At 64.3% G+C, this 12,593-nt stretch carries 14 protein-coding genes, 1 tRNA gene and 1 pseudogene; 5 read left to right on the top strand and 11 right to left on the bottom strand.

Annotation, left to right across the window (positions count from 1 at the left end):
* Positions 1–103: 103 nt before the first annotated feature.
* Genes C4K40_RS26440 through C4K40_RS26430 form a run of 3 tightly spaced genes read left to right on the top strand, consistent with a single transcriptional unit; the run spans position 104 to position 2,098 of the window.
* Positions 104–583, top strand: a complete 480-nt coding sequence (locus tag C4K40_RS26440) for a GNAT family N-acetyltransferase (RefSeq protein ID WP_053132067.1) — start codon at positions 104–106, stop codon at positions 581–583.
* 34 nt (positions 584–617) lie between these two features.
* Positions 618–1,712 (top strand): D-alanine--D-alanine ligase, encoded by a 1,095-nt coding sequence (gene ddlA / locus C4K40_RS26435; RefSeq protein ID WP_022640917.1) that lies wholly within the window; start codon positions 618–620, stop codon positions 1,710–1,712.
* A gap of 32 nt (positions 1,713–1,744) precedes the next feature.
* Positions 1,745–2,098, top strand: coding sequence for a gamma-glutamylcyclotransferase family protein (locus C4K40_RS26430; RefSeq protein WP_022640916.1), 354 nt, complete (start codon positions 1,745–1,747; stop codon positions 2,096–2,098).
* Between the two features lie 2 nt (positions 2,099–2,100).
* On the opposite strand, the gene C4K40_RS26425 is transcribed toward C4K40_RS26430, so the two are convergent.
* The 8 genes and pseudogenes from C4K40_RS26425 to ggt all read right to left on the bottom strand — a co-directional run bounded on the left by C4K40_RS26425 (position 2,101) and on the right by ggt (position 8,029).
* The gene (locus C4K40_RS26425) at positions 2,101–2,682 is read right to left on the bottom strand and encodes a hypothetical protein (protein WP_022640915.1); all 582 of its coding nucleotides are present in this window, start codon (positions 2,680–2,682) and stop codon (positions 2,101–2,103) included.
* Positions 2,683–2,761: 79 nt separating this feature from the next.
* Positions 2,762–3,487: a polyphenol oxidase family protein gene (locus C4K40_RS26420; RefSeq protein WP_053132064.1), complete on the bottom strand. Its 726-nt coding sequence runs from the start codon at positions 3,485–3,487 to the stop codon at positions 2,762–2,764.
* A 121-nt stretch (positions 3,488–3,608) separates the two neighbouring features.
* Positions 3,609–4,421 carry a MerR family transcriptional regulator gene (locus C4K40_RS26415; RefSeq protein WP_053132062.1) on the bottom strand — a complete coding sequence of 271 codons (813 nt, stop codon included), beginning with the start codon at positions 4,419–4,421 and terminating at the stop codon, positions 3,609–3,611.
* 78 nt (positions 4,422–4,499) lie between these two features.
* A complete protein-coding gene (locus C4K40_RS26410; RefSeq protein WP_022640912.1) occupies positions 4,500–4,871 on the bottom strand; it encodes a type II toxin-antitoxin system HigA family antitoxin in 372 nt (123 codons plus the stop codon).
* 5 nt (positions 4,872–4,876) lie between these two features.
* Positions 4,877–5,179 carry a type II toxin-antitoxin system HigB family toxin gene (locus tag C4K40_RS26405; RefSeq protein ID WP_022640911.1) on the bottom strand — a complete coding sequence of 101 codons (303 nt, stop codon included), beginning with the start codon at positions 5,177–5,179 and terminating at the stop codon, positions 4,877–4,879.
* A 115-nt stretch (positions 5,180–5,294) separates the two neighbouring features.
* Positions 5,295–5,544, bottom strand: a pseudogene (locus C4K40_RS26400) (DUF3077 domain-containing protein).
* Between the two features lie 8 nt (positions 5,545–5,552).
* Positions 5,553–6,053: a GNAT family N-acetyltransferase gene (locus C4K40_RS26395; protein ID WP_022640910.1), complete on the bottom strand. Its 501-nt coding sequence runs from the start codon at positions 6,051–6,053 to the stop codon at positions 5,553–5,555.
* Positions 6,054–6,193: 140 nt separating this feature from the next.
* Positions 6,194–8,029 carry a gamma-glutamyltransferase gene (gene ggt, locus C4K40_RS26390; RefSeq protein ID WP_053132060.1) on the bottom strand — a complete coding sequence of 612 codons (1,836 nt, stop codon included), beginning with the start codon at positions 8,027–8,029 and terminating at the stop codon, positions 6,194–6,196.
* Positions 8,030–8,242: 213 nt separating this feature from the next.
* Here ggt and C4K40_RS26385 point away from each other — a divergent pair, with 213 nt between their 5' ends.
* The gene (locus C4K40_RS26385) at positions 8,243–9,235 is read left to right on the top strand and encodes a cytochrome-c peroxidase (protein WP_083456910.1); all 993 of its coding nucleotides are present in this window, start codon (positions 8,243–8,245) and stop codon (positions 9,233–9,235) included.
* A gap of 66 nt (positions 9,236–9,301) precedes the next feature.
* On the opposite strand, the gene rimJ is transcribed toward C4K40_RS26385, so the two are convergent.
* From rimJ to C4K40_RS26370, 3 genes are all read right to left on the bottom strand, one after another.
* Positions 9,302–9,874: a ribosomal protein S5-alanine N-acetyltransferase gene (rimJ, locus tag C4K40_RS26380; RefSeq protein WP_053132058.1), complete on the bottom strand. Its 573-nt coding sequence runs from the start codon at positions 9,872–9,874 to the stop codon at positions 9,302–9,304.
* A gap of 70 nt (positions 9,875–9,944) precedes the next feature.
* Positions 9,945–10,793 carry a 5'-nucleotidase, lipoprotein e(P4) family gene (locus C4K40_RS26375; RefSeq protein ID WP_031320515.1) on the bottom strand — a complete coding sequence of 283 codons (849 nt, stop codon included), beginning with the start codon at positions 10,791–10,793 and terminating at the stop codon, positions 9,945–9,947.
* Between the two features lie 181 nt (positions 10,794–10,974).
* Positions 10,975–11,051: transfer RNA gene (locus C4K40_RS26370), tRNA-Met, on the bottom strand.
* A 255-nt stretch (positions 11,052–11,306) separates the two neighbouring features.
* Here C4K40_RS26370 and C4K40_RS26365 point away from each other — a divergent pair.
* A complete protein-coding gene (locus C4K40_RS26365) occupies positions 11,307–12,524 on the top strand; it encodes an MFS transporter (protein ID WP_022640905.1) in 1,218 nt (405 codons plus the stop codon).
* Positions 12,525–12,593: the final 69 nt, after the last annotated feature.

Below are 12,593 nucleotides of genomic sequence, written 5' to 3'. Positions count from 1 at the left end.
GAGAGGAGTAGCGTCCACCACCTCGCTACAGGCTCATGCGGCAGCGTTTGGGGCCCATGACGCGAACCTCGACCAGGACGCTACGTCCCGCAGGAGACCGAACATGGCAGTGACCTTCCGCCCGGTGGTGGACGCCGATATCCCGCGTATCTGCGGCTTTGTGCGCAGTGCCCAGGAGCTGTTCTTCTTTTTTCCCGCCGCCACCTGGCCCTTGACCCATGAGCAGTTGCGCGACTCTATCGCCCAGCGCAGCGATTCCACGGTGATCGAGCGTGACGGACAGGTGGTGGGTTTCGCCAATTTCTATCGCTGGGAACAGGGCGGCACCTGCACTATCGGCAACGTGATCGTCGACCCGGATGTGCGCAGCGTCGGGCTGGGCGCGCAGTTGATCGGGCAGATGATCTATCTCGCCCGCAGCCGGCACCAGGCCAGCGACGTGACCCTGTCCTGCTTCAACAGCAATGTGGCGGGGCTGTTGTTCTATCCGAAGCTGGGGTTCGTGCCCTTCGCCATCGAGGAACGCAAGGACAAACAACACGAGCGGGTGGCGCTGATCCACCTGCGCTACAGCCCGAGCTGAGGCCGGGAATCTCTTTTCAAGACGGAAGCCATTCATGAGCAAGCTGCGGGTCGGGATTATCTTTGGTGGCCGTTCGGCCGAGCATGAAGTGTCGCTGCAATCGGCACGCAACATCGTCGATGCCCTGGATCGCTCGCGTTTCGAACCGGTGTTGATCGGTATCGACAAGCAGGGCCACTGGCACCTCAACGACACCTCGAACTTCCTGATCAACCAGGAGAACCCGGCGCTGATCGCCCTCAACCAGTCCAACCGCGAACTGGCGGTGGTGCCGGGCAAGGCCAGCGGGCAACTGGTGGAGACCTCCAGCCAGGAGCTGCTGGGGCACGTCGATGTGATCTTCCCCATCGTCCACGGCACCCTGGGCGAAGACGGTTGCCTGCAGGGCCTGCTGCGCATGGCCGACTTGCCCTTCGTCGGCTCCGACGTGCTGGGCTCGGCGGTGTGCATGGACAAGGACATCAGCAAGCGCCTGCTGCGCGATGCCGGCCTTGCGGTGACGCCCTTCGTCACCCTGACCCGCGCCAACCGGGCGCGCCATGACTTTGCCCAGGTCCGGGCGGCGCTTGGCCTGCCGTTGTTCGTCAAACCGGCCAACCAGGGCTCGTCGGTGGGGGTGAGCAAGGTCGAGGACGAGGCTCAGTACCAGGCCGCGGTAGAGCTGGCCCTGGGCTTCGACCACAAGGTGCTGGTGGAGTCGGCGGTACGTGGCCGGGAGATCGAGTGCGCGGTACTGGGCAACGACCAGCCTATCGCCAGTGGCTGTGGCGAGATCGTGGTCGGCAGCGGTTTCTATTCCTATGACAGCAAGTACATCGACGAGCAGGCGGCCCAGGTGGTAGTGCCGGCGGCCATCGACCATGAAGCCAGCGAGCGGATTCGCGCCCTGGCCATCGAGGCTTTCCAGGTGCTGGGTTGCTCCGGGTTGGCGCGGGTCGATGTGTTTCTCACCGACAGTGGCCAGGTGTTGATCAACGAGGTCAACTCCTTGCCGGGGTTCACGCGCATCAGCATGTACCCCAAGCTGTGGCAGGCCGCGGGCATGAGCTACAGCGAACTGGTCAGCCGGTTGATCGAGCTGGCTCTGGAGCGGCACGACGAGCGGCAGGCGCTGAAAATCACCCGCTGAAGCGGATCACAACCTTGATTGGGACACTACGGATGAGTGCGGCAACACCGGCATCGGTTTATCTTTTTTCCTACGGCACCCTGCAGGACAAGGCGGTGCAACTGGCCAACTTCGGCCGCGAACTGGAGGGTCGCCATGACGCCATGCTCGGCTACGACCAGCACTGGGTGGAAATCACCGACCCGCAAGTGCTGGCCAGTAGCGGCAAGACCCATCACCCGATCCTGCGTCCGGGGTCGGCGGACAGCGCACCGATCCCCGGCATGGTGTTTCGCATCACTGCCGAGGAACTGGCAGCCGCCGACCGCTATGAAGTCTCGGACTACAAGCGAGTCAGCGTGACCCTGTCTTCCGGCATCCAGGCCTGGGTCTACGTCAGCGCCTGAGTTCAGCGCGCCATGACCATCATCCCCAGGCACACCACTACCAGTAGCAGCGTCCCGAGCACCATGAACAGGTAGTTGATCGGGGTGAAGCGGGCGTTGCTCTGGCCGTGCAAGTCGCCAGCCGCGGCATTCAGGCCGCGCTGGCCCAGCCAGGTGATCCAAGCCAGGGCCGGTATCAGCAGCAGGTTGGCGATATCCACCAGCGGATAACCGACGTTGTTGCGCGCCAGGCTGTCCAGGACGTTGCTGGCCACCGATACGACCACGAACAGGGTCGCCAGGCCATCGTGCTCCCATTTGAAATCCTGGCCATCGCGCTTGAGCCGGGCATCGGCCTCGCGGTACAGAGCATGGGTGAAGAAGATGGCGAAGATCGCCCGGGCCACAGGCCACATTTCCTCACCGCTGTCCTGCTTGAACTGCTTCCAGTTCTTGTAGGCCCAGTACACCCGGTATAGGCCGAAGGTGAGGATGAACAGGGTGAGGAACTTGCCCCGGGATACCACGTAGAACGGCGGCTGCTTCGCCTCCGGCAGGGAGGTGGCCAGGTCCGCCTGGGGCGGGGCATAGAGGTTGTCAGACACGGGCACTCCTTGGGTTGGGCCTGAAAAAGGCGGCCACGTTACCCCACCCTGCGGGACAAGCCCATCTCGATGTTTGTGTTCAGCGCGTGGCCGTGCGACCGATCCAGGAATACTGGAAGGTCTTTTCCTCGCCCCGATGGCCTCGGCGCCGGTAGCTGGCCAGGCTGGGGGTGGAGCAGTAGGTGCAGAGCGGGCTGATCTCGATCTGCTCGTCCGCCACGCCAGCGGCATGCAGCAGATGCAGGGCGTAGCGGCTCAGGTCGAACCACAACGAGCCTTGCTGGCTGGCCGAAGGCGGAGTGATCTGCGATGGCAGCAGCGGTGCCGGCTGCTCATGGCTCCAGGGGGCCTGGCTGGCAGGCCAGGGGCGCTGCGGGTCCGTCGAGAACGGGGCGATGAAGTCGGCGCTGACCTCATAGCAGCAAGGCTTGATCGAGGGGCCGATGGCGACCCGTACCTGGTGTGCTTCAACCCCCTTGGTTGCCAGGTGTTGCAGCACATTGGCGATGATCCCGCCGTGCAGGCCCTTCCAGCCGCCATGCACCGCCGCGACCCAGGAACCGTCGTCGCTGCTGATCAGGATCGGCAGGCAGTCGGCGGTGACCACGGCGATCGGGCGGTTGGAGCGAGTCAGCACCGCATCGCCACGGATGATCCCGCTGGGCAAGGTCGTGCTGGCCTCGATGACATCGCCACTGTGCACCTGGGAGCAGAAGAACAGGCTGGCCGGTAGCGTCGCGCCAATGGTGGAGAACTCATGGCGGATACCTGCGATCTGCTTCAACACGTTTGCCTGGAAACTCATCGGGCCTGCGCTCGGTTACCTCGGGGATGGGGGCAGAGCATAGCGGTATCCGATGCATTTTTGCTGACCGGCAAGCCGTGGGGAGAGGGGGGTGACCAGCGGTCGCCCCGATGCCAGAGCCTCAGGAGCCGAGCGGGATGTACAACTCCACCACGCTGTCGGGGTGCATTGGGCCGAGGAAGCGTTCACCGCTGTACTCGAACTCCACCGCATCCACGGGTACCAGTCCGGCGGTGGGCAGCCATTCGCTGTAGGCGGCGCGGAAGGTTTCCGGCAGGGTTTGCACGGTGCCATGGTGCTCCACCCGAGCGTAGTGGCGAGCGGGGATTTCCAGCTCCACCATGCCGGGTACCAGGGGCGCGTCGGCGGCCACCGGCAGGCCGGCTATGTAGCGCCATTGGCTGTCGTCCAGGGGCTGGCAGATGCCGTAGGTGCCCATGGGGTCGGCCAGGCGCTGGATCTCCTGCTCGCGGGGTTCGAAGCGTTGCCACAACTCGGGGATGGAGCCCGCATCGCCCTGCTGCCAGGCCATGCCGATGATCCGCTGCGCGCTGAGAAATACCCGTTCCGGCACCTGGGCCTTGGGGAGCTGGCGTGGGGGTTGGGCCAGGTAGCGTTGCAGCTGGTCCAGCACCTTCTGGCCGCGAGCGATGTCGCTTTCCAATTGCCGTGCCTGCCCTTGCAGCGCCTGCTCCATGGCCAGTGGGCTGTCCAGGCCGCCCTGGTCGGCCAGGGTGCGGATGTCCTCCAGGGACATGCCCAACTGGCGCAGCCAGACGATCCGGCCGAGGGTGGCGATCTGCTGCGGGCTGTAGTAGCGATATCCGTTGTCGCGCCCGGTGAGCATGGGGGCGAACAGGCCGATGCTGTCGTAGTGGCGCAGGGTCTTGGTGGTGAGGCCGTGGCAGCGGGCCATTTGTCCGATGGTGAGCATGGAGCGTCCTGGGTGTTGTTGGGCTTGCCGGCATGTTGGGCCTTTACCTAAGGGCAAGCTCAAGCCCGGCCGTGGTGCTCAGGATGATTTTGTGGGCTTGATCAGGCTCTGGGCGGGAATGCCGAACAGCTGGTGCAGTTTCCAGATCATGGGCAGGGTCAGCGCGCGCTTGCCATTGAGCACTTCATAGACGCGGTTGGTGCGGCCGATGGCGGGCACCAGGTCGGCGGCGGACAAGCCGGACTGCTCCATGCGGAACTTGATCGCCTCGATCGGATTGGGCAGGTCCAGGGGGAACCGCTTGGCTTCGTAGGCTTCGATCAGGGTGATCATCACGTCGAAGTAATCGCCTTCAGGGGTTCCCGGTTGTGGTTCGTTGTCGAACAGCGGCGAGACGCTCTTCAGTGCCGCGCGGTAGTCCTGGTCGGTGTGGATGGGGCGGATGTTCATGTGGGTTACTCCATGTCTACGCTGTCAGCGTCAATCGCGTCGTACTGCTGGTGAGTGCCGACGAACTTGATGTAGAGCGCACCGAAACGATAGGCCGCGGCAACGATCAATCGATACTCGTTGCCCTTGATGTTGAAGACCACCCTGCGGCTTTTGAGAATGCTGGCGTTGCGGTACTGGTCCTTGATCTGCGCAGGGTTGGACCACTCTGCATTCCTTGCTTCATCGATCCAGGCCAGCAGAGGCTGTTCTGCGTCCGGGTAGCGTTTCCAGAAGGCCTTCAACTGACTGACTGCAATAATTCTCATGGCGCGATCCTAGTCCCGTCATGGGACTTAAACAAGTCGCTGAGTGAGTCGAGCGACGTACGGGCAGATCAATGGATCGGCCCGCAGACGCTACCTGGACTCAGTGACGATAAGGTCATGCGCAGAGCGTGGTGTGCACGTCGTCCATCGGTGCCTTGCCCATCTCCGCCAGGAAAGTGTGCCGCTCAAGCATAGCGGTCGCACCGGGGCTCCATGGCTGTCTCCAGGGTGAATTGCTTTGCCAGATGCAACAGGGTCGAGGCGTGCTCCAGGGCTTCGCTGATCGGTAGATCGGCCTTCACGCGAAACAGCGGATGCAGGTGTTCGCCGCCCAGGGAAAAGCGGATTTCACCGTGGGTGGTCAGGGGCGTGGTTACGCGAAGGGTTGCAGGGGCTTGGCCATTTCACTGGTGGCGGCCCAGCCCAGGCCCTGGTAGAGGGGTTGGCCGGAGCGAGTGGCATGCAGGATGGCGAAACCCAGGCCACGTTGCCGGAACTCGGCATCCGCCAGTTGCATCAGCGCCGTGGCCAGGCCCCGGCGGCGGTGGCTGGGCTCGACGTAGACATTGAGCACGTAGCCGCGTTGATCCTGGGTCGGGTGAGCCGGGTGGGGCGGCCAGTCGATGTTCATCAGGCCGATGCTGGCCACGGGCTGCTCGGCTTCCAGCAGCACGAAGCCGTAGTAACGACCGTCCACCAGGCGTTGATGCAGCCAGGGACGAAAGTGTTCGGTCATGACCTGCAAGGTGGCTGGCGGGTGGCCGGCGTCGAGGAACATCGCCTGGCGGTGGGTGCACACCAGTTCCAGGTCCTGGAGGCCCAGGCGACGCACGCTCAGGCCTGGGACGGTGATATCGGCGGGGATCGGCTGCATTGTCTGTTCCTCGTTGGCAAGCGCTGATGCTAGGGCAGAACTTCCTGCCCGATCAGATACAGAGCGCTGCAAAAAACAGCATACAGGCCCACAAAAAAGGGCCGGCCTCACGGCCAGCCCTCGGGCGCGGCGCAGAACCCTCAGTCCCCCAGCGCCTCGCCTTCACGCCGTGGGTCGGCGCCACCGGCCCAGGACGCCTTGCCCTTCGCATCACGCACGCGAACGATGGCCTGGGTGCCGCTGGTCATGTCGATTTCATTCACCTGGTGACCCTGGGCCTGCAACGCCTGTTTCAGCGCCGGGCTGAACTGGCCCTGCTCCAGCTCGGTGGGGCCGTTGCGGCTGCCGAAGTTGGGCAGGCCAACGGCGGCTTGCGGGTCGAGGTTCCAGTCGAGCATGCCGATCACCGACTTGGCCACGTACTCGATGATCTGCGAGCCGCCGGGAGAGCCGACGCTGGCCAGCAGCTCGCCGCTGGCACGATCGAAGACCAGGGTCGGCGCCATGGACGAACGTGGGCGCTTGCCCGGCTGCACGCGGTTGGCCACCGGCTGGCCGTTCTCCTCGGGAATGAAGGAGAAGTCGGTCATCTGGTTGTTGAGCATGAAGCCCTGGACCATCAGGTGCGAGCCGAACGCCGCTTCTACCGTGGTGGTCATGGACACCGCGCCGCCCTGGTCATCCACCGCCACGACCTGGGAGGTGGAGATGCGCATCGGCGAACGGTCCGGTGCATAGGCCACCTGGATGCCCCGCGGTTTGCCGGGCTCGGCCTGGCCCATGCTGCGCTCGCCGATCAGGGCGGCACGACTGGCCAGGTAGTCCGGGGCGATCAGGCCGGCTACCGGCACTGGCACGAAGTCACTGTCGGCCACGTACAGGCCGCGGTCGGCGTAGGCCAGGCGCTCGGCCTCGGCGATCAGGTGTACCGCTTGTGGCGCCGGTTCCAGGCCGGCCGGCTGTTGGGTTTTCTGCGGTTTGAGATTGGCCAGGGTGTAGCGTGGATCACGCTGCTCCAGGGCTTGCAGGGTGCCGAGGATCTGCGCCACTGCCACGCCCCCGGAGGAGGGCGGCGGCATGCCGCAGACCTGCCAGCGCTTGTAGTCGCTGCACAGTGGCGCGCGCTCCTTGGCGCGGTAGTTCTGCAGGTCGGCGAGCGACAGGCTGCCGGGGTTGGCGTGGCCCTGGACCTTGGCCACGATCTCGGCGGCGATCGGCCCCTTGTACAGCGCGTCCGGGCCTTCCTGGGCGATGCGCTTGAGCACCGCGGCCAGCTGCGGGTTCTTCAGCAGGGTGCCGACGGCCTTGGGCGTACCGTCGGCGTTGAGGAAGTAGGCGGCCATGTCCGGCGAGCGCGGCAGGGCGCTGTCGCTGCTGATCATGGTGTGCAGCCGTGGCGAGATGGCGAAGCCTTGTTCGGCCAGGCGGATCGCCGGTTCGAACAGTTGCGCCCAGGGCAGGCGACCGTGTTGCTTGTGGGCCATCTCCAGGGCACGCAATACCCCGGGAGTGCCCACCGAGCGTCCGCCGATCTGCGCCTGGGGGAAGGACATGGGCTTGCCGTCGGCCTGCAGGAACAGCTTCTCGGTGGCGCCTGCCGGGGCGGTTTCGCGGCCGTCATAGGTGCGCACGGCCTTGCCATCCCAGAGCACGATCATCGCCCCGCCGCCGATCCCCGAGGATTGCGGTTCCACCAGGGTCAGCACGGCCTGCATGGCGATCGCCGCATCGATGGCCGAGCCGCCCTTGCGCAGCATTTCGCGCCCGGCCTCGGCGGCCAGCGGGTTGGCGGCAGCGGCCATGTGCTTGGCGGCGTGCCGGGTCTGCATGTCGGTGCGGTAGCCCGAGGCGACTTCCGGAGCGGGTGGCAGGGCGGTGGAGGCCGGTGGGTTGTGGCAGGCGGCAAGGCCCAGGGCGGCGGCGAGCAAGCCGATGCCGGCCAGTTGGCGATAGCGGGAGGGGAGGGTCGAGAACACGCGTTGAGCTCCGTTCGCAGGGGAATTGAGGTGTCGTCCGTGGGAGCAATGTACAGCAGTAGCAAGCAGCGTTGGGCTTCACCGGCCGGCAACCCCTGGCCTTGTGCGACCGGCTGGGCGCTTCAACCTGCACCGATTGACCTGAATCAGGGCACCTGGCAGCCGTTGGGCACATGGTTGGGGGCAAACCATAAAGCCTGATGAGAGGACGCCATGTACACGAGTAAGTGGTTGCTTGTTTTCGGATTGCTGTGGGGGAGCCAGGCGTGGGGAGCGCCGCCCAGCGAACCGATCCAGCCGGTGCAGCCGGCGAAGATCACGGATGTCGACAAGGTGGAGCTGGGCAAGCAATTGTTCTTCGACCCGCGCTTGTCCAAGTCCGGTTTCATTTCCTGCAACTCCTGCCACAACCTGAGCATGGGTGGCAGCGACAACCTGCCGACCTCCATCGGCCACAACTGGCACCAGGGGCCGATCAACTCGCCCACGGTGCTCAACTCGGGCCTGAGTTTTGCGCAGTATTGGGACGGCCGCGCCGACACGCTCCAGGAGCAGGCCGGCGGCCCCATCGCCAACCCGGGGGAGATGGGCTTCACCCACGACCTGGCGGTGGATGTATTGCGCTCCATCCCGCAGTACCGGGCCTCGTTCAAGCGGGTCTACGGTGACGATGGCATCAAGTTCGATGACGTGACCAACGCCATCGCGGCCTTCGAAGACACCCTGGTGACCCCCAACGCGCCCTTCGACCGCTGGCTGCAAGGCGACCAGGCGGCCATCAGCCCCACTGCGCTCAAGGGCTACCAGTTGTTCAAGTCAATCGGCTGCGTGGCCTGCCACAACGGCGAGGCAGTGGGCGGCAGCTCGTTCCAGAAGATGGGCATGATCGAGCCCTACGTGACCAAGAACCCGGCCCAGGGCGTTGCCGGGCTGACCGGCAAGGACGCCGACCGGATGCGCTTCAAGGTCCCGACCCTGCGCAACGTGGCGCTGACCTATCCCTACTTCCACGACGGTGCCTACTGGACCCTGGACGAGGCGGTGGACGTCATGGCCCGCCTGCAACTGGGACGCAAGCTGGACACCTCGGAGGTCGGCCAGATTGTCGCGTTCCTGCAGACCCTGACCGGCGACCAGCCGGACTTCAAGCTGCCGATGCTGCCGCCTTCCTCGGCACAGACTCCACGGCCACAGCCATTCAACTGACCATGAAAAAAACCGCAGCTGGCTGCGGTTTTTTTTGCGTTGCGCTCCTGTTGATGGATGGCCGACCTACATCGGCCGAGGGTTGATCAACGCGGTCAGCACATGGTCGGCCCATTCACCGTTGATCTTCAGGTAGGCGCGGGCCCGGCCCTCTTGTTCGAAGCCCAGGCGCGCAAGCAGTTGGGCACTGCGCAGGTTCTCGGGGCGGTGGTTGGCCATGATCCGATGCAGTTGCAGCTCATCGAAGGCATGGCCGATGGCCGCTTGCAGGGCTTCGTGCATCAGACCCCGGCCCTGGGCGTGTCGGGCCAGGGCGAAACCCAGGTGGCAGGCCTGGAACGCACCTCGCACGATGTTGGTGAAATTGCAGGCGCCCAGCACTCGCTGCTCGGCACGATCGAACAGCAGCCAGTGCCGGGCCTCTTGTGTGGCGACTTTGCCTGCCATGTCCCCTAGCCGCTGGGCCACCGCCGCAAGCTGGAAGTACTCCTCGTCGCGCAGCGGCTCCCAGGGCGCGAGGTGCTCGCGGTTATCCAGCAGGTAACGCTGCAGGGCCGGGGCTTGGGCTTGATCGGCGCTGCGCAGGACCAGGCGTTCGGTATGCAGGGGCAGGGGCGTCGGGGTTTCGGAAGCGTTCATATCTACCGCCTGCGGGATTGGGGAAGGGCGCAACCATGGCCCGGTAAAGGCCATGGTGGAGGGTGGGGGCCTAAGGCTTGGCGGCCTTTTCCTGCCAGGCATTCGCTCCGGCGGCCGCCTTGAACTTGGCGCGGTTCTCCGGGGTGGCCGGTGGTTCGGAGTCGCCGAAGATCGCCTTCAGCCAATGGCCGTCGGTGGGGTTGGGGAAGAGGATGAACTTGCGCCCGAACTGCTCGCGGTCTTCGTTCATCAGTTGGCTGCGCTGCTGGACGTCGGCCACGTAGTACTTGCGTTTGAAGTCGTTGAGGTTGTCGCCGAGCATCACCACCACGTTGTGGTCCTTGGCGATTTCCTGCTGGCGCGGTTCCTTGTTGGAGCTGTCGCGATACACCGTCAGGTGCTGCTCGTCGGCGAACGGTAGCTGGTTGTGGCGCAGGTTGGCCAGGGCGTATTCATAGGTCTTCTCGCCCTGGTCGCGGCTGGTGACGTAGAACACTTCGACGCCCTTGGACTGGGCGTACTTGAGGAACTCCAGCGCCCCCGGGGTGGCGACCGGGCCGTTGTCGGCGACCCACTGGTCCCAGGCGGCGTCGTCGAAGAACTCCTTGTCCGAGTTGATCAGGTAGCCCCAGTAGCTGTTGCTGCTGAGCACGGTGTCGTCGATATCGCTGATGATCGCCAGCGGGCGGTCGCCGGCCTTGCGTTGTTGCAGGGCCTGGTCCAGTTGCATCCTGGCCACGTTGAAGCCCTGGTAGTACAGCGCCTGGAACTCGGCGGCGGTCTGTCGCCAGGCCACGGCGGCGGTCAGCAGGTTGGAAGATGGCGCGCTGGCCTGGTCGGCGAAGGCCGGGGCACAGGTCATGGCCAGAAGCGAGAACAGCCAGGGGGCGAGGGAAGTCCCGGTGGTTTTTATTGTCATGGTCGAGCCCTAGAAGTGAGGATTGCGCAGCTCTCACGAACACTGCCCGGGTGTTCTATCCCAGGCTGCGCCGGCGCTCAATGCGGGTGTCGCGATTGTGGATCAATGAGGCGTAATCCCGGGTACTTTTTCGCGGGCATAAAAAAACGGCCTACCTTGCGGTAAGCCGTTTTTCGGTACTTGGTGGCTACACAGGGACTTGAACCCCGGACCCCAGCATTATGAATGCTATGCTCTAACCAACTGAGCTATGTAGCCAAGTGGCGCGCATTATTCGCTCAGAACGAACATGCGTCAAGCGTTTTTTTCAAAAAAATATCCACGCTATCAACCGCTTATCAAAATCCCCGCTTTGCTGGCATTCCCGGGTCGCAACCTGCGGCTCGAGATGCAGGGATGCATTGCGAGCGAAACAGGTCGTTAGCAAGCTAAGGGGATGGCGTGAGTGCCGGTAAAAGTGGCACATTGACGCACCTGCCCCTGTGCATCCACCCGTTGTACGGAAACAATCCTATGGCTATCAGCAATGCCCAGCCTGTCGCAACGACGGCTTCTCCTGCTTCCCAAGGCAGCCCGCTGGTCCTGCGCATCATTGGCGCGGTGGCGCTCGCGCACCTGATCAACGACCTGATCCAGGCGGTGATGCCGGCGATCTATCCGATGCTCAAGGCCAACTATGGCCTGACCTTCACCCAGGTGGGCCTGATCACCCTGACCTTCCAGCTCACGGCATCGTTGCTGCAGCCCTGGGTGGGTTACTACACCGACCGTCGGCCCCAGCCGTTCCTGCTACCGGCGGGAATGATCTGCACCCTGGTCGGCATCCTGATGATGTCCCAGGTGGGCAGCTTCGGCTTGATCCTGCTGGCTTCGGGGCTGATCGGCATCGGCTCCTCGACCTTCCACCCGGAGGCTTCCCGGGTGGCGCGGCTGGCGTCTGGCGGCCGCTATGGCCTGGCGCAATCGAGCTTCCAGGTAGGTGGCAATGCTGGCACCGCGTTCGGTCCGTTGCTGGCGGCGGCGATCATCATTCCCTATGGCCAGGGCAACGTGGCCTGGTTCGGCCTGTTCGCGCTCTTCGCCCTGGTGGTGCTGTATGCCATCAGTCGCTGGTACGCCAACCACCTGCGCCTGTACCAGCTCAAGCAGGGCCAGGCAGCGACCCACGGGCTCTCCAGGGAGCGAGTGATCAGCGCCCTGGTGGTGCTGGGGCTGCTGGTGTTCTCCAAGTATTTCTACATGGCCAGCTTCACCAGCTACTTCACCTTCTACCTGATCGAGAAGTTCGACCTGTCGGTGGCCAGTTCACAGTTGCACTTGTTCCTGTTCCTGGGAGCGGTGGCGGCGGGGACCTTCTTCGGTGGTCCCATCGGCGACAAGATCGGGCGCAAGGCGGTGATCTGGTTCTCGATCCTCGGGGTGGCGCCGTTCACCCTGTTGCTGCCCCATGTCGACCTGTTCTGGACCAGCGTACTGAGCGTGGTGATCGGCTTCATCCTGGCCTCGGCATTCTCGGCCATCGTGGTCTACGCCCAGGAACTGGTGCCAGGCAAGGTGGGCATGATCGCCGGGATATTCTTCGGCCTGATGTTCGGTTTTGGCGGAATCGGTGCGGCCCTACTGGGGCACCTGGCGGACCTGCACGGTATCGAGCATGTGTATTTCCTGTGCTCGTTCCTGCCGCTGTTCGGCGTATTGGCGATCTTCCTGCCCAGGACTCGCAAGGCCTGAGGCCAAGTGCTGTCGAACACGCCCGGGCCATGCCCGGGCGTTTTGTTTGTGGGCCTGGCAATGGTTTTG

Origin of the sequence: Pseudomonas sp. CMR5c, from assembly GCF_003850545.1 — a bacterium.
In the GTDB taxonomy this organism is placed as follows: Bacteria; Pseudomonadota; Gammaproteobacteria; order Pseudomonadales; family Pseudomonadaceae; genus Aquipseudomonas; species Aquipseudomonas piscis.
The sequence above is the reverse complement of the archived record's forward strand: the minus strand, read 5'-3'. Positions and strand labels throughout refer to the sequence as shown.

What these genes read in the sequence shown, in the direction of transcription:
- C4K40_RS26405 (WP_022640911.1), bottom strand. Translation starts at nt 5,179, where the DNA reads ATGAGAATTATTGCAGTCAGTCAGTTGAAGGCCTTCTGGAAACGCTAC.
- C4K40_RS26440 (WP_053132067.1), top strand. Translation starts at nt 104, where the DNA reads ATGGCAGTGACCTTCCGCCCGGTGGTGGACGCCGATATCCCGCGTATC.
- C4K40_RS26410 (WP_022640912.1), bottom strand. Translation starts at nt 4,871, where the DNA reads ATGAACATCCGCCCCATCCACACCGACCAGGACTACCGCGCGGCACTG.
- C4K40_RS26430 (WP_022640916.1), top strand. Translation starts at nt 1,745, where the DNA reads ATGAGTGCGGCAACACCGGCATCGGTTTATCTTTTTTCCTACGGCACC.
- rimJ (WP_053132058.1), bottom strand. Translation starts at nt 9,874, where the DNA reads ATGAACGCTTCCGAAACCCCGACGCCCCTGCCCCTGCATACCGAACGC.
- C4K40_RS26395 (WP_022640910.1), bottom strand. Translation starts at nt 6,053, where the DNA reads ATGCAGCCGATCCCCGCCGATATCACCGTCCCAGGCCTGAGCGTGCGT.
- C4K40_RS26375 (WP_031320515.1), bottom strand. Translation starts at nt 10,793, where the DNA reads ATGACAATAAAAACCACCGGGACTTCCCTCGCCCCCTGGCTGTTCTCG.
- C4K40_RS26420 (WP_053132064.1), bottom strand. Translation starts at nt 3,487, where the DNA reads ATGAGTTTCCAGGCAAACGTGTTGAAGCAGATCGCAGGTATCCGCCAT.
- C4K40_RS26385 (WP_083456910.1), top strand. Translation starts at nt 8,243, where the DNA reads ATGTACACGAGTAAGTGGTTGCTTGTTTTCGGATTGCTGTGGGGGAGC.
- C4K40_RS26415 (WP_053132062.1), bottom strand. Translation starts at nt 4,421, where the DNA reads ATGCTCACCATCGGACAAATGGCCCGCTGCCACGGCCTCACCACCAAG.
- ddlA (WP_022640917.1), top strand. Translation starts at nt 618, where the DNA reads ATGAGCAAGCTGCGGGTCGGGATTATCTTTGGTGGCCGTTCGGCCGAG.
- C4K40_RS26365 (WP_022640905.1), top strand. Translation starts at nt 11,307, where the DNA reads ATGGCTATCAGCAATGCCCAGCCTGTCGCAACGACGGCTTCTCCTGCT.